Genomic DNA, 19,671 nt, shown 5'->3' with positions numbered 1-19,671 from the left:
ACTAAGCTCTAACCTTAGGCAAACTGCTCGGCAGAATGCACCTGCTTTGGCAAAGCCAGTGCTTGATCGATATAGGCCACGCGCAAGGTATCGCGTGAACCCAGATAACGCTGATAAAAACTGGAATTGAGAATTGCAGCGGCGCCATGGGTCAGTGACCAGATCGACGCCAGATAGTCACGCACCGACATGCGGCTATGAATTGAAACCAGATAACTTTCTGTCATGCGGATGATCAGGCGTAAACGCTGTTTGCGTACCTGATACAGTTCACTGAATAGATGCTGAATTCCCACGCCAGTCGTCGACAGACGTTCTTCAATCTGATGGAACAGCACCGTACGTTCCGGATGATGTAAATGGTGCAACATAAAGAAGGCCAGATGTTCAGGAAAAGCTTTATCACTATCCTGAATCATTTCCAGCAACATGCGCTCATTACGGATAATCAGCAACATATACAGCTCATCTTTACTCTGAAAATGTTTATAGAGTGTCCCTTTGGCCAGATCAAGTTCAGCAGCAAGCGCATCTAGCGTCATTCCTGCTTCACCATTTTCCAGCAGGAGCTGCTCTGCGACTTGAAAAATCAAGGTTTCTCTTGCTCGAAACTGAGCCTGACGATCCATCTTCACCCTATAAACTCTCTTGTACTTTATATAACTTTATTTACTTTAAATTTAGAAGATTTTCAAAGTTCTGCTTTGTGATAGAAGCCATTTCTTCTAGCGACTTATCATATACATCACAAAGCGCTTTGGCTACATAAGGAACGTATTTAGGTTCGTTAGATTTGCCACGATATGGCATCGGCGCAAGATAAGGACTATCGGTTTCAATCAGTACACGATCCAGCGGAACCTGTTTGGCCACATCACGCAGATCCTGGGCATTTTTAAACGAGATAATCCCGGAAAATGAGACATAATAACCGCAGTCTAAAACCGCTTTGGCAGTTTCCCAATCTTCAGTAAAGCAATGCAAGATGCCATGCGTGGATTTTTCCGCACGGATAATATCCACGGTATCATGCTTGGCAGCACGGGTATGTACCACCACCGGTTTCTTAGTGATTTGCGAAGCATGGATATGACGGGCAAAGCAGGCTTTTTGTTCTTCGACAAAATCTGTACTGTGATAATAATCCAGACCGGTTTCACCGAGTGCCCAGACTTTTTCAGGCTGTGCCAGCTCGACCAGATATTCGGTCGTGGCACGCGCCATGGTCGCAGCATCTTCGCAAGGATGTACCCCAACGGTATAACCGACATCCGGGTGACGCGCGGCAATTTTCGCCAGCGCGATATGATCATCCAGATCGACCGAGATACTCATGAACCTGGATACACCCGCTTCACGGGCCTGTGCGAGTGCCTGATCCAGATCACCGTTATACGGCGTTAAATCCAGCATCGTTAAATGACAATGGGTATCTACAAACACAATGCGTTCCTACCACAGCTAAATGAACTACATAGTGTAACTTTTACGCCCTTCAGATTTAAGACCTGCAACCAGACGATCTGCTTCATTTTTGAAATAAACACCCTTTTCACCGCTTAACTGGATGCCAAAGCCTTGTGGCTTGATGCCATTCTGCTTTTGCGAGACCCAGATCACTTTACCGGTTAAAGGAATTTTCTGGGTCTGTTCAGGCAAAGTGGTCAATACAAAAACTTCTTCACCCAGCTTGACCGGCTGCTTGGACGGAATAAACAGTCCACCACCCCATACATAAGGCATATAGCTGGCAAACAGTGTTTCAATATCAGGAATATTGGCCTGAATAATACCGCCCATACGTGGTTGCATGTGATTTCCCCTTAATTAAAGATTCATCAGCTTGATAAACAGCTCATCGATCACCAGATTGCTTTGAACATTCTGCTCGAGATATTGCTTGGAACGCTGAAAATCTTCATAAATTTTAAAAAGTGCTGCTAATGAATATTGTTCGGCAAGCACATTAAACTCAAGATCAATGTTTTTCACCGTTTGATTGAGCTTGACACAAATTAAATCGGACAACAAGTATTCAAACATGGGAGCAAATTCACCAAAGCTCAGGCTTTTGTTCCATTTGGTCGCAATTGCAAGCGGCATATTTTTTTGCATCACCAGTTTTTGCCAGTCTTGCAGGAATTCCTGACGCAGTGGCAGCCAGGCACTTTGTGCAACCTCGAGTGCTTGTAAGGGCATCTGATTGGACAGGTTCATCAATAACTGTTGCTGGCTAGAACCTGCATCCGGCAACTGTGCCTGAACATAATCACTAAATTGTTCTGCAGAAATCCGGTCTAAGGCAAAATGCTGCAAGCGACTCCGTATCGTTGCAGGCAATTTTAAATAATGATCTGCCAGCAAAATAATGACCGTATTGTCACCGGGTTCTTCTAGCGTTTTCAATAATGCATTGGCAGAGGAGATATTTAAGGCTTCCGCAGGTTCAATTACAATCACTCGCCAGCCATCGACGGTCTGCTGCACAAAAGGCAACAGATCACGAATCTTTTCAATCTTGATTTTGGCATTCTGTTTTTTATTGTCTTCGTCGGTGCTGATATGCACATAATTGGGATGCGTATCAGCCTTGAGCCATTGGCAACTGCCACATTCGCCACATGCACCAGAAGGCTGCCGATTCAGACACAAGACCCAAGCCAGAAACTGCTGGCTAAATGCCTCCTTGCCACAGCCTTTTTTGCCATAAAACAATAAACCATGCCCAAGCTTGGGAAAACGTCCGGTCAGCGTTTCCCAAACCTGTTGCTGCCATGGATAAATCTGTGCATTGACATCAAAAGGCATGTATTCAACTCTTCTTAAGCAAAATGAGAAAGATCCATTTGATTCAATCGATCCAGATCTTCCTGAGTATCCACACCCGGTGGCAAATTGGCTTCAGCCACGGCAATCGCAATACGGTGACCATTTTCCAGTACCCGCAATTGCTCTAGGGATTCCAGTTTTTCCAGAACCCCCATCTCCCAGGTGACATATTCTTGAAGCAGTTTCACCCGGTAAGCATATAAACCTAAATGACGATAGGCCTGATTATGCAGTTTTGCTTCAGCCAGTTTCGCACCATCACGGTCATAAGGAATGGTAGCACGGCTAAAATACAAAGCTTGATTATGTTTGGACATCACCACTTTAACAATGCTGTCACGCTTAAATTCGTCTAGTTGATGAATCGGCTCACATAGCGTCGACATCGAAGAATCCGGTTGATCTTCTAGAAGTTGTGCCACCTGCTTCACCAGTTGTGCCGGCAATAAAGGCTCATCACCCTGCACATTGACAATAATATCGTGACTGTCCCAGCCTTTGATTCGCGCTACTTCACTGAGGCGGTCTGTCCCGGAAGGATGATCCGCCGAAGTCATCACCACATCAACACCTTCGGCACGGCAAACCTCAGCAATACGCTGATCATCGGTCGCCACACACAAATCATCAAAACCTTGTACTTTTTTGGCTTGATCCACCACACGTAAAATCATGGGACGACCATGAATGTCCAGCAAGGGTTTACCCGGCAAACGTGAACTGGCAAAACGTGCAGGAATAACAATGTGTTTCATACTGAATAAGCCTTAAGAAATTTGAATACCGTATTGTTGTAACTGTTGCTGCAAGACCGTATAGCAGACTGGCGATAATACTGCATCGACTGGCACCACCCAGATATCCTGCTTAAAGTCGGGATATTGTTTCAGTAATGCCATAATCTTGACTGCGTCTTTTTCCGTGGTAATGATCGGATTGGCATCATCAAACTGTAGATCTTCAATGTCATAATCATGATGATCGGGAAATTCATGACACTGGAATTGTTCTATGCCCAGATTTTTCAGGGTCTGATAAAAGCGCTGCGGAAAACCGATTCCCACCACGGCATAAAAAGCCGATTGAGGATCGAAGATTTTATTGTTGTCTTGATTGAGTAGATAAGGCTGTGATGCAGCCAGATGCATATATAGCTCAGAACTTGGACTTGCCGAATGCTCAATTACCGTTCCTGTTTCCAAGCGTGTCACCGGTTCACGCAGATAGCCTTCCGGAAGCAGTTTTTGGTTGCCCAGACCGCGATTATTGTCCAGTACAATCCATTCAATCTGACGATTTAAAGCCCAGTGCTGCAAACCATCATCACAAATAATCAGATCCAACTGATGTCTTTGCAGTAACAGTTCAATACTTTTTTGCCGGTTTGGCCCTACGGCCATCGGCACGCCCGTCGCCTGTACAATCAAGGCAGGCTCATCACCGACGACCTCAGGCAAGGTATTAAAATCCACATAAGCCGGAAATGGACCTTTGCCGCCATAACCACGACTAATCACCCCAACTTTTACACCTTGTTGAGTTAAATAATCAACCAGATGAATCAGTAAAGGGGTTTTACCACTACCACCGACAGTGATATTGCCAATCACCATGACCGGAATCGGAGCACTATAGCTTGTCTTAATCCCTTTCTGGTACAGCCAGTGATTGCTGACAAAACCTAAACGATACAAGCATGACAAAGGACGCAGCACCACCAGCCACTTTGCCTGTGTATTCCAAGCATCCTGAATGATTTGCGCCAATGCCATAACTTATTGTTCCTCAAAATTACGTTGATGCAGCTGATAATAAGCCCCATGCAATGCAATCAGTTCTGCATGAGTCCCTTGCTCGACAATACACCCCTGATCCATGACCACAATACGATCCGCATTTTCAATCGTCGATAAACGGTGTGCAATCACAATGGTTGTACGATCTTGCATGGCCTGATCAAAGGCACGCTGAATAAAGTATTCGGATTCATTATCCAGGGCACTGGTTGCTTCATCCAGAATCAGAATAGAGGCATTTTTCAAAATCGCACGTGCAATCGCGATGCGCTGACGCTGACCACCAGACAGATTTAAACCTTGAGCACCTAGCTGGGTATCATAACCTTTTGGCAGAGCCATAATAAAATCATGTGCATAAGCGGCTTTTGCTGCTGCAATAATGTCTTCATCAGTCGCACCTTCGAGCTGACCATAGGCAATATTTTCCCGCACAGTCCGATTAAACAGCACCACTTGCTGATTCACCATCGCAATCTGGGTACGCAAGGCAGTCAGCTCAAAGTCCTCAATCGGTTTCTGATCCAGTAGAAGCTGACCTGACGTTGTATCCTGATAACGTACCAGCAAATTCACCAGTGAGCTTTTACCGGCACCGGAACGCCCAACCAGAGCAACCGTTTCACCAGCTTTTACCTCTAAATTAAAATCACGAATGGCATGATGACCATCATCATAAAACAGATTGACATCTTTAAACTGAATATTACCTTTTAAGCTATCGCTTAAAGTCCCGGTATTTTTTTCTTCGGGCATGTCCAGCAATTCAAATACCGAATGCGCTGCGGCCATACCCCGTTGAATTTTTTCATTGATATCTGTTAAAGCCTTGATTGGTCTTGCCAACATGCCTGCAGCCGTAATATAAGCCACAAATTCACCGGCAGAGGTATCGCCAAGGATCTGTGGACGCAAGGCAATAAACATGACAATACTGAGTGAAATAGACATGATCAGCTGAACCACAGGACTGTTCAACTGCTGCACAGCGACCATTTTCAAGCCACGACGCAAGTTTTCCAGCGAGTTCTGCTTAAAGCGTTCCTGCTCGTAACTTTGGCCACCAAAACCCTTGACGATCAGGTTGGCATTGACCGTTTCCTGAACCACATGGTTAACATCCCCCATGGTGTCTTGCACTTGCTGTGACAGTTTACGCATCCGTCTAGCCGCCTTACTGATCACAAAGCCAATAACGGGTGCAAAAATCAGGATACACATGGTCAGACGCCAGTTGCTATATAGCAGATAGCCTAATAGCGCAATCGTAATCAAACCTTGTTGCAACAGGGTTCTTAACGCTTCTGTTGAGGCAGCGGTCAGCTGTTCCACGTTATACATGATCTTGGCAGTAATATGCCCGCTGGTATTGTCCAGATAATACTGAGACGGTAAACGCAGCAGTTTTGCAAAAACTTCCTGACGGATATTGAACACCAGATTACGGGAAATCACCGCAGTAAAATAACCCCCCATGAATAATCCCAGCCCACGAAAGAACATCAGGACAACCACTAAAAACGGGAAAAGCGAAGTGAAACTCTGGTCTTTGTCTTGAATGGCCTCAATGATATATTCCAGTAATTTAGCCACAGAAACTTCTGTAGCCGCATTAATAGAAAAACCGAGCAGGACAAGCAATCCGATGCCCCAAAAGGGTTTTAAATAACTTAAAAGGCGAAGATAGACCTTAAAATCGTGCTTCACTAATAACCTCGGGTAGGTACTTTGGTACTGATATTAATATTGACAAAGCCGAGCTGCCCGGCCACATCCATAACGCGAATCACGTCCTGATGGCTGGCTTTCGCGTCAGCGGCAATGACGAACATTAAATCACGGCGTTCATTAGAAATCTGTTTAATTGCAGTATTTAAATCTGCGACTTCTTTACTGGCCAAGGATTGACCATTGACTGCATAATGACCATTGGCATCCACAATCACTTCAACTTTCTGATCATAACTTTTAGGCGGAACACCCTGCGCATCTGGTAAGGTCAAGTTCATACGGCTCATTTGGCTAAATGTTGTCGATAACAGTAAAAAGACCAAAATAAACAGCAGACAATCAATCATAGGGGTCAGATTAATATGCACATCTTCAACCTGGTTGCGTTTGAATTTCATCATCCGCCTCCTAGCTGGCTTTTTGCATATCTTGGTCTATATCTGCAATATTGCGATAAAAAAGATCCGCATGAAACAAGGTCGCCTGCTGTTCAAGCTCCGCCACATATTCCTGAACCAGTCGCTGGAAGTAACGATGGGCAAAAAGTGCCGGAATCGCAATCAGCATCCCGGCTGCTGTGGTAATCAAGGCTTTGGAAATACCTGGCATCATCAATACCGGATCACTCCCAGTCCCCACATCGATCATCAGAAAAGATTCGATAATCCCAAGCACAGTCCCCAACAAACCCAGCAATGGCGCCACAGCACTTAAGGTTCCCAGAAAGTTAATATTCTTTTCCAGATAACCAATTTCCTGCGATGCCATCACTTCCATTTGTGCACGGGCATACTGTTCGCCCTGCGGCTTGCTGGCATAGCCTGCTGCAAATACCCGGCCTAAAGTACTGTGCTTCAATTCTGTACTTTGTTGAATTTTTTGCATGACTTGTGATGCATGTTGCACTGGACTCATCAGAAGTGTAGACGGAAGTACCGCTTTCCTCTTCAGGCGAATCAGGCGCTCGATCGAAATCGCCAACATAAAGATAGAACACAAGACCAGTGGCAGCATGAGCCAGCCACCCGCTTTAACCAATTCCCACATCTAATTTATTCCCCAATAAAAAAAATATATAAATTATTCATCTTCTAAAATAGAAAGAATGCCATCCAGCTCTTCTAAAGAATGATAACTAATGACTAATTTTCCTTTACCTTGTTTGTTATAGTCAATTTTCACATCAGCACTGAAACGCTCTGAAAGGCGCTGGGTCAATTGCTGAATATCCGGTGCAAGCGCTTGTTTTACTTTTTCTTGTTTAGGTGCATTAAAATCACGGACTAACTGCTCGGTTTGACGAACAGACAAGCTTTTTTCAATCACGATATCAGCGACTTTGAGCTGGTCTTTTGCCTTCAGCGTTAGAATCGCACGCGCATGCCCCATATCCAGCAGGCCTTGCTGCATAAAGTCTTTCACTTCTTCAGCCAGACTGAGCAGGCGAAGTAAATTACTGACCGTAGTACGTGCCTTGCCGACTGTGTCTGCAATTTCCTGATGGCTTAGACCAAATTCCTCATGGAAACGTTGCAGAGCCATGGCCTGATCAATCGGATTCAGATCCTGACGTTGGATGTTTTCAATCAGAGCCAATGCAATCGCGACCTGATCCTGAAGTTCGCGCACAATCGCAGGAATTTCAGTCAGACCTGCCAACTGCGCTGCACGCCAACGACGTTCACCGGCAATAATTTCATAAGGATAGCGTTCGTCATCGACCGGACGAATCACAATCGGCTGCATAATGCCGTGTTTTTCAATCGATGCCGCCAGCTCTTGCAAGTCTTGCTCGTTGATATAACGGCGCGGCTGGTATTCACCACGCTTGAGCAGGTTCACATCAATCTGTTTGAGCTGACCATGATCAAGACCTTGGGCTTCCATCTGTAATTTTTCTTTTTGAATTGAGCCTAGCAAGGCATCCAAGCCACGACCTTTAGCGAGTCCACGTTTCTTGACGGTCATGCTTTACTTCCTTTTTTCACTTTGCTTTTCTTTAATACTTCAGCTGCCAGATTTAAGTAAGCAACTGCACCCTTTGAGCTTTTTTCAAAATAAATCACCGGCAAACCGTGTGCTGGTGCTTCAGCCAGACGAATATTGCGTGGAATCACGGTGTCATACAGTTTTTTACCGAAATATTGTTCTAATTCTTCAGAGACATCACGGGTCAAGGCATTACGCGCATCATACATGGTACGTAATACACCGACTATTTGCAGGTCTGGATTCAATGCTTGCTGAATCCGATCGATGGTCTGGGTCAAATCAGCCAGACCTTCCAGTGCATAATATTCACACTGCATCGGAATCAGCACACCATCAACCGCTGCCAAAGCATTCACTGTAATCAGGCTCAGACTTGGCGCACAATCAACAATAATATAATCAAATGACTTTTCGACTTCTTGCAATGCATCACGCAAAATGAACTCGCGCCCTTCCTGTTCTGCAATTGCCAGCTCCACCCCAGCCAGATCCCGGTTGGCACCCAGAACCTTATAACCGACTTCTGCCTTGGCGATCGCCGTTTCAATCGGCACTTCACCCAGCAATACATCGGTGACCGAATAGAGCAAGTCATTCTTTTGAATGCCCGACCCCATGGTTGCATTGCCTTGCGAATCCATATCGACCAGCAAAACGCGCTTTTTTAACACAGCTAAAGATGCTGCCAAATTTACTGCGGTTGTGGTTTTACCAACACCACCTTTTTGGTTTGCAATCGCAATAATTTGTGCCATGTTGCCCCCAATCCCTTTAAAATTCTTAAATACGTTTTAATAGCAGTAAATGACGCTGTTCGTCTAAGCGCGGAACTTTAAGTTCAATAATCTCACAACTAAATTCATTTTTTAAAGCAGCGACTTCATCTTCAGGAATTAAGCCTTTCATCGAGGCAATAATGGTCTGTTCATGCATATACGGTTTAGAGGCATCCACAAAGTCAGTCAGAGATGCAAATGCACGACTGGTAATCACATCAAATTGACCCAGCTCGTTAATGCTGTCTTCATTTTCTACACGCGTTTGCACCGCAATGACATTTTTAAGTTTCAGATCGGCAATAAACTGCTTCAGGAAACGAATTTTTTTACCATTTGAATCGAGTAATACACATTCACGCTCAGGCTGACATAAAGCAATGATCATGCCCGGCATACCGCCACCCGTACCGATATCGAGCAGACGACCCGCTGGCAGATCTTTTAGAATGCTGAGACTGTCCAGCAGATGCTTGACCAGCATTTCTTTCGGATCACGGATTGCAGTTAAATTATATGCTTTGTTCCACAGCACCAAAGCGTCCTGATACTTGAGTAATAAATTCAAAGCTTCTTCAGATAGCTCTAAACCCAAAGCTTGGCTACCCTGCTTTAGTTCTTGAAAAAACATGTGCATAAACAATCTACGCTCGAAAAAGTTAGGTGGAAGTATACCGTTTTCTATATCTTGTCATAGTAGGCAGTGCTTAGTGAATATTCACTTAAACAGACTTAGCTTCACGGATTGCCAAATCTAGTGCCGTTAAACGTTCAGGCGTGCCGACATCTACCCAAATACCTGCCAGTTTAGAGGCAACCACTTGATGATTCAGCATCGCTGCCTTCAATAAAGGTGCCAAAGGACGCTTTCCAGCCTCTAAGCCTTCAAATATTTTTGGACTGATGACGGATACACCGCTAAAAGTCAGGTTTTCACCCTCGACCTGCTGATCAAAGGTATAAGCCTTCCCTTCTGCAAGGGTGAAATCACCCTCTGGATGTTGCTGCGGATTTTCGACCAAGACCAGATGTGCCAAATTATCGTTCAGATCAACATCTAATAAAGGTGCAAAATCCATTGTGGTCCAGACATCACCATTTAATAGGATAAAAGGCTGATTACCCAAAAGCGGCAAGGCATGAATGATCCCGCCTGCCGTTTCCAGACCTTCACCTTCATGTGACCACAGAATCTTGACACCAAACTGTGAGCCATCACCCAGGGCTTGTGCCAGTTTTTCACCGAGCCATGCAGTATTGATCACGATTTCAGTGACGCCAATCGCAGCCAGTTTCTCGATATGCCAGACAATCAGCGGCTTGCCACCGACTTCAAGCAAAGGCTTTGGGGTATGCAGCGTTAAAGGCCGCATACGATTACCGAGGCCTGCGGCTAAAATCATCGCTTTCATTTAGGCAGCCACCTCATATGAACCATATTTTGCTTCAAAAGCCGGCATCACTTTTTCATGCATAAACTGCATAAAAGGCTGCAATTCTGGATAAGGTTTAGATTCTTCTAATAAATACCACATCACCCGTGGTAAATCTTTTAAATAACCGGACTTACCATCACGTTCAAACAGACGCACAAAAATACCCAGAATCTTGATATGGCGTTGAATCGCCATCATGTCGGCATCTTTTTTAAACTGGGCAAAATCACGATCTTGTTTCGCCGATGCCGGCAGTAAATCGTAAAAAGCCTTGAACCAGCGATACACACGATCTGCATTCCACTGTACATAAGCATCACGGGTAATCGAGATCAGATCGTAGGTATCCGCACCAATCACCGCATCCTGAAAATCAATCACACCGAGTTCGGTTTCATTGTCAATTTTCATCAGATTACGGCTATGAAAATCACGATGCACAATCACTTGTGGCTGCGCCAGCGCTGCATTGGCCAGAATCGCAAAGCTACGTTTGATCAAGGCACTTTCTGATTCAGTCGGCTGGATCTTTAAGGCTGGCAACATCCAGTCAGTCAGCAGCTGCATTTCCGAGATCAGTTTTTCATAAGAGTATTCCGGAAAATGTCCTTCTCCAGCAATTGATTGCAGTTGAATCAGCTGCTTAAAGCTTTGCTCATAATAAGCATCCACCGTCTCTTCATTCAGCAGATTGGAAAGCAGGACATCGCCAAAATCTTCGAGCAGCAAAAAACCATTTTCCAGATCTTTGGCGACAATATGCGGAACACGCACGCCATGCGCATCAAAAAATTCATCAATCGTCACAAAAGGCACACAATCTTCTTTTTCTGGTGGTGCATCCATCAGCATAAATGTTTTATTATTCAGTTTGATTCGTGCATAACGACGGAAGCTGGCATCACCTGCTAAAAAATGAGTTTCAAATTGATCTGAACCGAGTACAGAGGCAATCCAAGATTGTATCAATTGTTCGCGTTGTGTATTCATTTGCAATTAATTCTAATACAGGCTGAGTTTTTAAAGTGCTAAGTGTAGCTACTTATCAACTTTTTCTCTATGATGCGACAATAATTAATTGCGATAAAAGCATGATTGGTTAATGAGACAAATGAAGCATCACTTTAAAATCAACCCTCTAGCGACTGCGATCTTAACCCTTTTATGTGGCAGCTCAGCCTCAAGCTATGCTGCATCAACTGTCTCATCCGATGTAAATGCAGAACAACTCAAACAGCGCATTAATGAGACCTATCCAGGTGAAGCCTTCTTTTCACAATACTATGTCGATAAATCCTCGGCTGAAGCGCAGCAACGTCAGGGACAGTATTTAAGTTCGGCTTATTGTGAAGGTGCCTGGGTCACCCCGATCGCTCCAGATGCAGCGACTATTGCGCCAGACCAAGCCACCTCGACCATTACCGCCGATTATGGACATTACAATCCGGCAGGCGACTCCTATCTGGAAGGCAATGTGGTTATTGATCAGCAAGGTCGTCAAATCCGTGCCGAACGAGTGACCATTGATCAGACCCAGACCTATGCCAAAGCAGCAGGTCAGGTACAGTTAGCACAAGGCGGTCTGATCTCACAAAGTGATGATATTAATTATAATTTAAAAACCCAACAGGGCGATTTAAACAACAGTTTCTATATTGCAGAGCAGCAACATGCCCACGGTCGTGCAGAAAAGATTGCCAAAACATCGACTGATACGATAGAACTGGAAAATGCCACTTACTCTACCTGCCCGCCTGAGCAAAAGCCGACCTGGAAAATACAGGCAGAAAAGATCAAGCTGAATCAGGAAACCGGACGTGGTGAAACCCGCAATACCAAACTGTATGTCAAAGACGTTCCGGTATTGGCAATCCCTTATTTCAACTTCCCGATTGATGACCGCCGTACTACCGGCATTCTAACGCCAACTTTTGGTTTTACCAATGATGGCGGACTTGAACTCGGTGTTCCTGTTTATCTGAATTTGGCCCCACAGTATGATGCTACCCTCACGCCGCGCTATATTGGTGATCGTGGTGCCATGCTAGATGGCGAGTTCCGTTATCTGACAGAAAATTATGGTGAAGGTCGCATCTGGGGTGGCTATCTACCTTCGGATGAAAGTTATGATAATGAGGATCGTAAAAGCTTACATTACTTGCATAATTGGCAAATCAACGATCAGTTCTCGACCAATCTGGAATATAATTACGCCTCAGACAAAGATTACTTTGCCGACTTGGACAATAACCCGAACTCAAAAACTGACTTAAACCTGCGCCGCGCCTGGGAAGTCAATTATAAAAATGGTATTCCCGGCTTAAAGGCACAATTCAAAGTCGAAGATTTCCAGACACTCGATCCCACTGTACTGGATGAAGATCGTCCTTATGCACGTTTGCCACAGCTTTTAGTCAATTATAAAACTGGCAATCCACTCGGATTACAGCTTGAGTTTAATAACGATACTGCTTATTTCCAGAAAGACCTGAGAAATTTTGCTGATATCCCTCAAAATGATAACAAGATTTATCAACCAAGTGGCACCCGCATCTATAACGACTTTTCGGTGCGTTATAATCACTATAACCCGTGGTCGTTTTTCATTCCGGAAGCATCTGTACGCAACATCAATACCTTCTATGATGAGAAAACCCGAGACCGTGGTGGTTCTAGTGAAAGCCAGTCCATTGTGGTGCCACAATTCACGCTGGACACCGGCTTAATTTTCGAAAAAGAAGGCACCTATTTACAGACCTTAACGCCTCGTCTGTTCTATGCCTATTCACCTTATGAAAACCAGCAGAATCAACCTAACTTTGATTCAGTCGTTGCTTCGATTAATTATGATCAGCTTTTCAGTGCGCGTCGCTTCTATGGTAACGACCGCTTGGAAGACAATAACTTTGCCTCTTTAGGCCTGAGTTATAGCCTGTTTAATGAAGAAGGTCTGGAACGCCTACGCGCGAGTGTCGGTCAAAGTTTCTTCTTTGAAGATCGCCGTGTCACACTGGAACAGGATGCAGACAAATTTGACCGTGAAAGCCATACAGGGCCTGTCATTCAGCTCACCAGCCAGCTATCGAATAATGTCCATGTCAATTTAAACTCCAGCTGGATGTCGAATGGTCAGAATGCGCAGCGTGATGTGCAGGTTTATTATACTGGCGATCAGGGAAATCTATACAACGTCGGCTATTTCTATCGTAAAGACATTCCGAACCGTCAAGACCGTTATGATCATATCGTCGGCTCCTTTATTCAGCCGCTTGCCAACAACTGGCGTCTGGTAGGACATGCGCAGTTTGACCTCGACAATAGTGTCGCACGAGAATATTTACTTGGGGTCAACTATGAGTCATGCTGTTGGGGAGTTTCTGTATATGGTCGTTCATATTACAATGACTTAGACGACGTTAATGATTCAAACGTCAAAGCCAAACGCGCAATTATGGCCGAGGTCAGCCTGAAAGGCTTAGGTGGGTTAAGCAGCAAACTCACCTCATTACTAGAAAATCGCATTCTAGGTTTTAACAATATCAATCAAACTTGGACAGAACGTTAATGAAGACAAAACAGTTAAAACAAATTTTTAAAGCGACTGCACTTGCGCTATGCCTTTCTTCAGCGATGACGACGTTTGCTGTTGCCCAACCTAAAGATGAAGTTGTAGCTGTGGTCGACAATAGTATCATTCTGCGTAGTGATCTGGCTCAAGGTGTGGCCGAGATTTCTCATCAGCTGCAAAAGCAAAATCAGACAGTTCCACCCCAACAATTTCTTGAGCAACAAGCCTTAGAGCAGCTCATTATTCGTCAGGCACAACTTGAACAAGTTAAACGCTACAATATTCGTCCCGATGAAAAATCCCTGAATGACGCAGTACTGAAAGTTGCACGCGATTCGGGCTCAACCAGTCTGGAAGCTTTTCAGCAAAAACTGGATGCCATGGCGCCCAATACCTATGCTTCTTTACGCAACCGTATTGCGGAAGATTTAGCGCTGAATCGTTTACGTCAACAAGTCGTGACTTCACGGATTCAAATCACAGACCAGGATGTTAAAAACTTCCTAAATACCCCGCAAGGTCAGGCTTTACTCGGCAGTCAGGTACATGTGCTGCATTTACGTGTAAGCGGCGAAAATGCTGAACAGATTGCTACACAGGTAAAGCAAGAGCTGAATAACAGCAATGATATTCAGGCGATCAGCAAAAAATACAGCACTAGCGGCATTAAAGTCGAAGCTGCTGACATGGGCGTGAGAAGCCTGTCAGAAATTCCGGCAGAACTGGCTGCACGTGTCACGACCCTACAGCCAGGTCAAACCTCTGAACTCATTCCGGTTGCTGATGGGGTACATGTACTCAAGCTACTAGAACGTAAAGGTGGCGAACAAAAAGCCCTGGTTCCTCAATACTTGACCCGTCACATCCTGATTCAACCCTCTGAAGTAGTCAGTCCGGAAAATGCCAAACAGATGATTGACAGTTTATATAGCCGCCTGCAACAAGGCGAAGATTTTACTGTTTTAGCTTCAACTTTCTCCAATGATACCGGTTCAGCACGTGATGGTGGCAGTCTTGGCTGGGTAAGCCCTGGGGTAATGGTGCCTGAATTTGAACAACAGATGAAAAGCACCCCAGTGGGTCAGTTCAGTAAACCGTTTCAATCCCAGTTTGGCTGGCATATCCTGCAAGTCAGCGAAACACGTCAACAGGATATGACAGAGGAATATCAAGAACGTATGGCCCGTCAATTACTTGGTGAACGACAGTTTGATGCCGAGCTGGACAGCTGGTTACGTGAAACACGTAGCAATGCCTATGTAGAAATCAAAGATCCACAACTGGATCCTAAACGTAATCGTTAAGCCCAGATCCATTTTAAAAAGCCAGCGCTAGATTGCTGGCTTTTTAATTTTTATCCATGCAAAACTTACAGGCATAAAAAAACCTCTCGATGAGAGGTTTTTTTAATTTTCAGACTCGATTAACGATTATTTTCGTCGTCTTGAGTATCTTCAAATTTAGTATCGTTGTCAAAGCCAGCGCCTTGACCACCAAAGCCACCTTGACCACCGAAGCCAGCACCTTGACCGCCACCGAAGCCGCCTTGACCACCAAAGCCAGCACCTTGACCGCCACCGAAGCCGCCTTGACCACCAAAGCCACCACCTTGACCACCAAAGCCAGCGCCTTGACCGCCACCGAAGCCACCTTGACCACCAAAACCAGCACCTTGACCGCCACCGAAACCACCAGTAGCACCTTGACCGCCAAAGCCAGCACCTTGTGGACCAGCAGGCGCACCAGCAGGACGAGGATTACGTGCAGGCACTACAGTTGAAATTGCATGCTTATAAACCATTTGGCTTACTGTATTTTTTAATAAAACCACGTATTGGTCGAAAGACTCGATATGACCTTGTAATTTAATACCGTTTACCAGGAAGATAGATACTGGGATACGTTCCTTACGGAGAGAATTCAAGAATGGATCTTGTAAAGTTTGACCTTTAGACATGTTATAACTCCAAAAAAAAAATTAAAAATCAGCGCAAAAACTATCTCTATTTTTCAATTAAAAATTATAAAAAAGATAGTCCCTAAATTTTGCTTTATCCGTGACAGTTTCGCAAGTCTTGTTGAGCCTGCTGTAGCGTAAAATATGTTGTAAATTTATGCTTTTCTTGCAAAGACCTCAGCCACGTATATTGACGTTTTGCAAGTTGTCGTGTCGCAAATAAAGCTTTATCCTCCATTTCCTGTTGCTTTTCCTTGGTTTTGTCAGCATTTTTTAAGAATTCTATAGCTTGACGGTAACCTACCGAACGCATAGAAGGTAGATTTTCATTAAAATCGTATTTTTCAATTAAACTAACAACTTCATTTAAAAAACCGTTTTTCCACATCATTTGCAGACGTTGTTCAATACGCCCGTGTAATTCTAACCGATCTGGCATAAGTGCATAGTTATAAAAACTGTAACGATATGGTAAATTTTTAGGTTGCTCTGCCTGTAGTTTTGTAATCGGCTCACCGGTCAGTTTAAACACTTCTAAGGCACGAATAATACGCTGCTTGTCACTAACCTTGAATTTCTCCGCAGCAACGGGATCTACGGCACTTAATTCTGCATAAACAGTCTCCCAACCTTCTCGCTCGCCTTTGGCTTCAATTTCAGCACGAATCGTATAGTCGGCACTGGGCAGATTATCTGACAACCCCTCAAGTAAGGCTTTAAAATACAGCATGGTTCCGCCCACCAATATCGGTGTTTTACCACGTGCATGAATATCATCAATTAACCGGCAAGCATCTTCAACAAAGTTTGCCGCAGAATAGACTTCAAGCGGACTGATAATATCGATCAGATGGTGCGGATAGCGCGCCAGTTCCTCTTTAGAAGGCTTGGCTGTTCCAATATCCATTTCCCGATAAACCAGCGCAGAATCGACTGAAATCAGCTCGAATTTTCCCTGCTCATACAGTTCACATGCCAAAGCGGTTTTGCCACTTGCAGTTGGCCCCATTAAATTGATGACCGGCAATTGATTGGACATGTAAAACTACTCTCCTCGAGCAAAAAGTTTGTCTAGTTTATTCAATGGAAAAGCGCGCCAAGTCGGACGGCCATGATTACATTGACTGGCAAATTCAGTGTGTTCCATCTGACGCAGTAAAGCATTCATTTCAGACAGGCTTAAAATGCGATGCGCACGTACTGCACCATGACAGGCCATACCTGCCAGAATCTGGTCACGTTTCTGCAATAGACCCTGTACCTGATCATTCGGATCCAGATCATTTAACAGCTCGGGAATCAGTGCATCAAAATCTGCTTTGTGCAAAATGGCAGGTACGCCACGCACAATCACCTGTTCATCACCATACTGGTCAATTTCAAGCCCCAAACGCATTAACTGCTCTTTGAGTTCTTCGACCCGCATCGCCTGCATTCGAGTGATGTTGACCACTTTGGGAATCAGCAATTGCTGTGATGTCCAGAATTCAGGTTTATCCCAAGCCGATTTCATTTGCTGCAAGACAATCCGCTCATGTGCTGCATGCATATCCACAATGATCAGCCCTTCGGTATTTTGTGCCAGAATATAAATCCCATGTAACTGGGCAATCGCAATCCCGAGTGGATGTTCATCGACTTTGGCCTGTATATGACTTTGCAAGGCTTGCTCTGCAACTTGTGGCTCATAGGCAGACGCTTGATCACGCAGCGGTGCCAGATAGCTTTGCAGGGCATTATTCAGCTGCTGCGAGCCTGCATAAGACGCATTATAGTCTCGCGCATAATGTACCGTTTGCGGCCGCGAAGATTCAAAGTCGGTCAGGACATCCGATGCCTCATTTTCATCTTTAGCAGCTACAGGTAGGTTAGAGGATAATTGCTGCTGCGCATGCGCAGTCTGGTGCAGGCTAAACTGTTCCTGATAACGCGGTTGCGGTACAAGTGCAACAGGTTCATCATCAACTTTCATCGCAGTTGCTAAATCAGCAGTTGCCGTCTGGAATTGTGCCAGAGTTTCTTTGGCATAATGCCGTACAAACTCATGTACTTCACGCTGATTCAGAAAGCGAATTTCATGCTTAGTGGGATGGACATTGACATCAACATTTTCAGGATCAACTTCTAAAAACAGCAAATAAGCCGCATGTTGATGGCCATGCAAAATGCCATCATAAGCCATCCGCAAGGCATGAGAAATGGTTTTGTCTTTGACAATCCGGCCATTGACATAGACATATTGCAAGTCGGCCTGTGCACGCGCATCTGAGGGATGACCAAGCCAGCCTGATAAACGCATGTTTATACTGTCAGCATCGATCCAATAAGCATTTTCAGTGAACTGACGACCCAATAACTGCTGTACCCGCTGGAAACGTAAAGCACCGCTGTCCGCCACGGGTAAATTCAGCTTGATGCTTTCATTATGTTCCAGCACAAACCGGATATCAAAATGCGTCAGTGCCATACGGCGTACAATTTCTTCAATGTGGCCAAATTCAGTGCCCGGTTTCTTTAAGAATTTACGCCGCGCAGGCACATTAAAAAATAAATCCTGAACCCGGATATGCGTCCCTTTCGAAGCCGCGACCGCTTGAATCTGCTGATGATCAAAAGCCGTACCGTTTACTTCTACCTGATAACCAATGCCATCCTCATTTTGACTGCTGATCATGGTCAGGCGTGAGACTGCTGCAATCGATGCCAGCGCTTCTCCACGAAAGCCTAAACTGCTGATCGCATACAGCTCATCGGCACTCTGGATTTTGCTGGTGGCATGACGCATGACGGCCAATGCCAGATCTTCAGCATGAATACCACGGCCGTTATCCATAATTTCAATTAAGGTACTGCCACCCTGTTCCACCCGGATGATCAGCTCGGTCGCACCCGCATCAATCGAGTTTTCCAGTAATTCCTTGACCACGGATGCCGGACGTTCAATCACCTCACCTGCAGCAATCTGGTTGGCCAGCGCAGGATCAAGGGCACGGATACGGCGTAGGCTTAAATCATTCGACATGTGAAAATTGACGCTCCAAAGCCTCTCGCAAAGCAAGATTAGAGGAAATCAGGCTTGCAGTACGGGTCAGTTCATCTTCAGATTTTAAAATTTCAATAATCAGGTCAGCTTGCGGAATTTCATCGCCACCTTTGGAGGGCCATTCAAATAAAAATAGCGCATTCGGAGTTTCCAGATAATCCCGGATTCCCATCAATTCGAGTTCATAGGGGTCATTCAGACGGTACAGGTCAAAGTGAAAAATATCCTGCCCATTGATCTGATACGGTTCGACCAGCGTATAAGTCGGACTTTTCACCGAACCTTGATGACCCAGCTGTTGCAAATAATAGCGCGTTAAGGTCGTTTTTCCTGCCCCCAAATCACCGATCAGATATACGACTCCCGCAGGGAAATTTTCGGCCAGAACCTTGGCCAGTTTCTGGGTATCGTCTTCATGATTTAAAGTGACATTAAATGAATAAGGCATATTACTCACGACATGATGCAAAAGAATAAATATGATAGCATCGCCACGCTTTAAAAGCCTATTCACCTGTGTGAGAAACTGTATTTTTTCACCAT

The 19,671-nt window shown here is 44.9% G+C and carries 20 protein-coding genes; 2 read left to right on the top strand and 18 right to left on the bottom strand.

Annotated features, from left to right (window positions below; all coding sequences use genetic code 11):
* Positions 1-14 precede the first annotated feature (14 nt).
* The 14 genes from FTT75_RS03280 to FTT75_RS03215 all read right to left on the bottom strand — a co-directional run bounded on the left by FTT75_RS03280 (position 15) and on the right by FTT75_RS03215 (position 11,550).
* A complete protein-coding gene (locus tag FTT75_RS03280) occupies positions 15-629 on the bottom strand; it encodes a TetR/AcrR family transcriptional regulator (protein ID WP_004645466.1) in 615 nt (204 codons plus the stop codon).
* Positions 630-669: 40 nt separating this feature from the next.
* Positions 670-1,443 carry a TatD family hydrolase gene (locus FTT75_RS03275; RefSeq protein WP_100535277.1) on the bottom strand — a complete coding sequence of 258 codons (774 nt, stop codon included), beginning with the start codon at positions 1,441-1,443 and terminating at the stop codon, positions 670-672.
* 27 nt (positions 1,444-1,470) lie between these two features.
* Entirely contained in the window at positions 1,471-1,812 is a 342-nt protein-coding gene (locus FTT75_RS03270; RefSeq protein ID WP_005170399.1) for a PilZ domain-containing protein, read from the bottom strand.
* Between the two features lie 15 nt (positions 1,813-1,827).
* Positions 1,828-2,808, bottom strand: a complete 981-nt coding sequence (locus tag FTT75_RS03265) for a DNA polymerase III subunit delta' C-terminal domain-containing protein (RefSeq protein ID WP_005170396.1) — start codon at positions 2,806-2,808, stop codon at positions 1,828-1,830.
* Between the two features lie 14 nt (positions 2,809-2,822).
* Entirely contained in the window at positions 2,823-3,584 is a 762-nt protein-coding gene (kdsB, locus tag FTT75_RS03260; protein WP_180076189.1) for a 3-deoxy-manno-octulosonate cytidylyltransferase, read from the bottom strand.
* A 12-nt stretch (positions 3,585-3,596) separates the two neighbouring features.
* Positions 3,597-4,601, bottom strand: coding sequence for a tetraacyldisaccharide 4'-kinase (gene lpxK / locus FTT75_RS03255; protein ID WP_180185903.1), 1,005 nt, complete (start codon positions 4,599-4,601; stop codon positions 3,597-3,599).
* Positions 4,602-4,604: 3 nt separating this feature from the next.
* Positions 4,605-6,332 carry a lipid A export permease/ATP-binding protein MsbA gene (gene msbA / locus FTT75_RS03250; RefSeq protein WP_005097331.1) on the bottom strand — a complete coding sequence of 576 codons (1,728 nt, stop codon included), beginning with the start codon at positions 6,330-6,332 and terminating at the stop codon, positions 4,605-4,607.
* Complete coding sequence (locus tag FTT75_RS03245) at positions 6,332-6,754, bottom strand: biopolymer transporter ExbD (protein WP_004278885.1); 423 nt, start codon at positions 6,752-6,754, stop codon at positions 6,332-6,334. The genes msbA and FTT75_RS03245 overlap by 1 nt, the downstream gene beginning before the upstream one ends.
* Positions 6,755-6,764: 10 nt before the next feature.
* Complete coding sequence (locus FTT75_RS03240) at positions 6,765-7,403, bottom strand: MotA/TolQ/ExbB proton channel family protein (protein WP_100329624.1); 639 nt, start codon at positions 7,401-7,403, stop codon at positions 6,765-6,767.
* A gap of 33 nt (positions 7,404-7,436) precedes the next feature.
* Complete coding sequence (locus FTT75_RS03235; protein WP_005097335.1) at positions 7,437-8,324, bottom strand: ParB/RepB/Spo0J family partition protein; 888 nt, start codon at positions 8,322-8,324, stop codon at positions 7,437-7,439.
* Positions 8,321-9,103: a ParA family protein gene (locus FTT75_RS03230; protein ID WP_159516023.1), complete on the bottom strand. Its 783-nt coding sequence runs from the start codon at positions 9,101-9,103 to the stop codon at positions 8,321-8,323. The genes FTT75_RS03235 and FTT75_RS03230 overlap by 4 nt, the downstream gene beginning before the upstream one ends.
* Before the next feature lie 25 nt (positions 9,104-9,128).
* A complete protein-coding gene (rsmG, locus tag FTT75_RS03225; RefSeq protein ID WP_005170375.1) occupies positions 9,129-9,761 on the bottom strand; it encodes a 16S rRNA (guanine(527)-N(7))-methyltransferase RsmG in 633 nt (210 codons plus the stop codon).
* A gap of 85 nt (positions 9,762-9,846) precedes the next feature.
* Positions 9,847-10,536, bottom strand: coding sequence for an N-acetylmuramate alpha-1-phosphate uridylyltransferase MurU (gene murU / locus FTT75_RS03220; protein WP_159516024.1), 690 nt, complete (start codon positions 10,534-10,536; stop codon positions 9,847-9,849).
* Positions 10,537-11,550 (bottom strand): aminoglycoside phosphotransferase family protein, encoded by a 1,014-nt coding sequence (locus tag FTT75_RS03215; RefSeq protein ID WP_180185902.1) that lies wholly within the window; start codon positions 11,548-11,550, stop codon positions 10,537-10,539.
* A gap of 121 nt (positions 11,551-11,671) precedes the next feature.
* On the opposite strand from FTT75_RS03215, the gene FTT75_RS03210 reads away from it, so the two are divergent.
* Positions 11,672-14,125, top strand: a complete 2,454-nt coding sequence (locus tag FTT75_RS03210) for an LPS-assembly protein LptD (RefSeq protein WP_180185931.1) — start codon at positions 11,672-11,674, stop codon at positions 14,123-14,125.
* Positions 14,125-15,432 carry a peptidylprolyl isomerase gene (locus tag FTT75_RS03205; RefSeq protein WP_005170365.1) on the top strand — a complete coding sequence of 436 codons (1,308 nt, stop codon included), beginning with the start codon at positions 14,125-14,127 and terminating at the stop codon, positions 15,430-15,432. The genes FTT75_RS03210 and FTT75_RS03205 overlap by 1 nt, the downstream gene beginning before the upstream one ends.
* Before the next feature lie 119 nt (positions 15,433-15,551).
* Here the strand turns inward: FTT75_RS03205 and hfq are convergent, their stop codons facing one another.
* The 4 genes from hfq to tsaE all read right to left on the bottom strand — a co-directional run bounded on the left by hfq (position 15,552) and on the right by tsaE (position 19,576).
* Positions 15,552-16,085 carry an RNA chaperone Hfq gene (hfq, locus tag FTT75_RS03200; protein ID WP_180185901.1) on the bottom strand — a complete coding sequence of 178 codons (534 nt, stop codon included), beginning with the start codon at positions 16,083-16,085 and terminating at the stop codon, positions 15,552-15,554.
* A gap of 94 nt (positions 16,086-16,179) precedes the next feature.
* Positions 16,180-17,124, bottom strand: coding sequence for a tRNA (adenosine(37)-N6)-dimethylallyltransferase MiaA (miaA, locus tag FTT75_RS03195; RefSeq protein ID WP_005097348.1), 945 nt, complete (start codon positions 17,122-17,124; stop codon positions 16,180-16,182).
* A gap of 6 nt (positions 17,125-17,130) precedes the next feature.
* Complete coding sequence (gene mutL, locus FTT75_RS03190; RefSeq protein ID WP_005170358.1) at positions 17,131-19,107, bottom strand: DNA mismatch repair endonuclease MutL; 1,977 nt, start codon at positions 19,105-19,107, stop codon at positions 17,131-17,133.
* On the bottom strand, positions 19,097-19,576 hold the full coding sequence (gene tsaE, locus FTT75_RS03185; RefSeq protein WP_005097351.1) for a tRNA (adenosine(37)-N6)-threonylcarbamoyltransferase complex ATPase subunit type 1 TsaE: 480 nt from the start codon (positions 19,574-19,576) through the stop codon (positions 19,097-19,099). Before tsaE ends, mutL begins: the two co-directional genes overlap by 11 nt.
* Between the last annotated feature and the right edge of the window lie 95 nt (positions 19,577-19,671).

Origin of the sequence: Acinetobacter sp. YH01008 (assembly GCF_013420435.1) — a bacterium.
Lineage (GTDB): Bacteria > Pseudomonadota > Gammaproteobacteria > Pseudomonadales > Moraxellaceae > Acinetobacter > Acinetobacter pseudolwoffii.
This window is presented reverse-complemented; position numbering and strand designations above follow the sequence as displayed.

Excerpts from the sequence above, each read along its gene's own strand:
- lpxK (WP_180185903.1), bottom strand. The coding sequence starts at position 4,601 with ATGGCATTGGCGCAAATCATTCAGGATGCTTGGAATACACAGGCAAAG.
- FTT75_RS03215 (WP_180185902.1), bottom strand. The coding sequence starts at position 11,550 with ATGAATACACAACGCGAACAATTGATACAATCTTGGATTGCCTCTGTA.
- FTT75_RS03205 (WP_005170365.1), top strand. The coding sequence starts at position 14,125 with ATGAAGACAAAACAGTTAAAACAAATTTTTAAAGCGACTGCACTTGCG.
- FTT75_RS03235 (WP_005097335.1), bottom strand. The coding sequence starts at position 8,324 with ATGACCGTCAAGAAACGTGGACTCGCTAAAGGTCGTGGCTTGGATGCC.
- FTT75_RS03240 (WP_100329624.1), bottom strand. The coding sequence starts at position 7,403 with ATGTGGGAATTGGTTAAAGCGGGTGGCTGGCTCATGCTGCCACTGGTC.
- mutL (WP_005170358.1), bottom strand. The coding sequence starts at position 19,107 with ATGTCGAATGATTTAAGCCTACGCCGTATCCGTGCCCTTGATCCTGCG.
- murU (WP_159516024.1), bottom strand. The coding sequence starts at position 10,536 with ATGAAAGCGATGATTTTAGCCGCAGGCCTCGGTAATCGTATGCGGCCT.
- tsaE (WP_005097351.1), bottom strand. The coding sequence starts at position 19,576 with ATGCCTTATTCATTTAATGTCACTTTAAATCATGAAGACGATACCCAG.
- FTT75_RS03265 (WP_005170396.1), bottom strand. The coding sequence starts at position 2,808 with ATGCCTTTTGATGTCAATGCACAGATTTATCCATGGCAGCAACAGGTT.
- kdsB (WP_180076189.1), bottom strand. The coding sequence starts at position 3,584 with ATGAAACACATTGTTATTCCTGCACGTTTTGCCAGTTCACGTTTGCCG.
- FTT75_RS03245 (WP_004278885.1), bottom strand. The coding sequence starts at position 6,754 with ATGAAATTCAAACGCAACCAGGTTGAAGATGTGCATATTAATCTGACC.
- FTT75_RS03280 (WP_004645466.1), bottom strand. The coding sequence starts at position 629 with ATGGATCGTCAGGCTCAGTTTCGAGCAAGAGAAACCTTGATTTTTCAA.
- hfq (WP_180185901.1), bottom strand. The coding sequence starts at position 16,085 with ATGTCTAAAGGTCAAACTTTACAAGATCCATTCTTGAATTCTCTCCGT.
- FTT75_RS03270 (WP_005170399.1), bottom strand. The coding sequence starts at position 1,812 with ATGCAACCACGTATGGGCGGTATTATTCAGGCCAATATTCCTGATATT.
- FTT75_RS03230 (WP_159516023.1), bottom strand. The coding sequence starts at position 9,103 with ATGGCACAAATTATTGCGATTGCAAACCAAAAAGGTGGTGTTGGTAAA.
- miaA (WP_005097348.1), bottom strand. The coding sequence starts at position 17,124 with ATGTCCAATCAATTGCCGGTCATCAATTTAATGGGGCCAACTGCAAGT.
- rsmG (WP_005170375.1), bottom strand. The coding sequence starts at position 9,761 with ATGCACATGTTTTTTCAAGAACTAAAGCAGGGTAGCCAAGCTTTGGGT.
- FTT75_RS03210 (WP_180185931.1), top strand. The coding sequence starts at position 11,672 with ATGAAGCATCACTTTAAAATCAACCCTCTAGCGACTGCGATCTTAACC.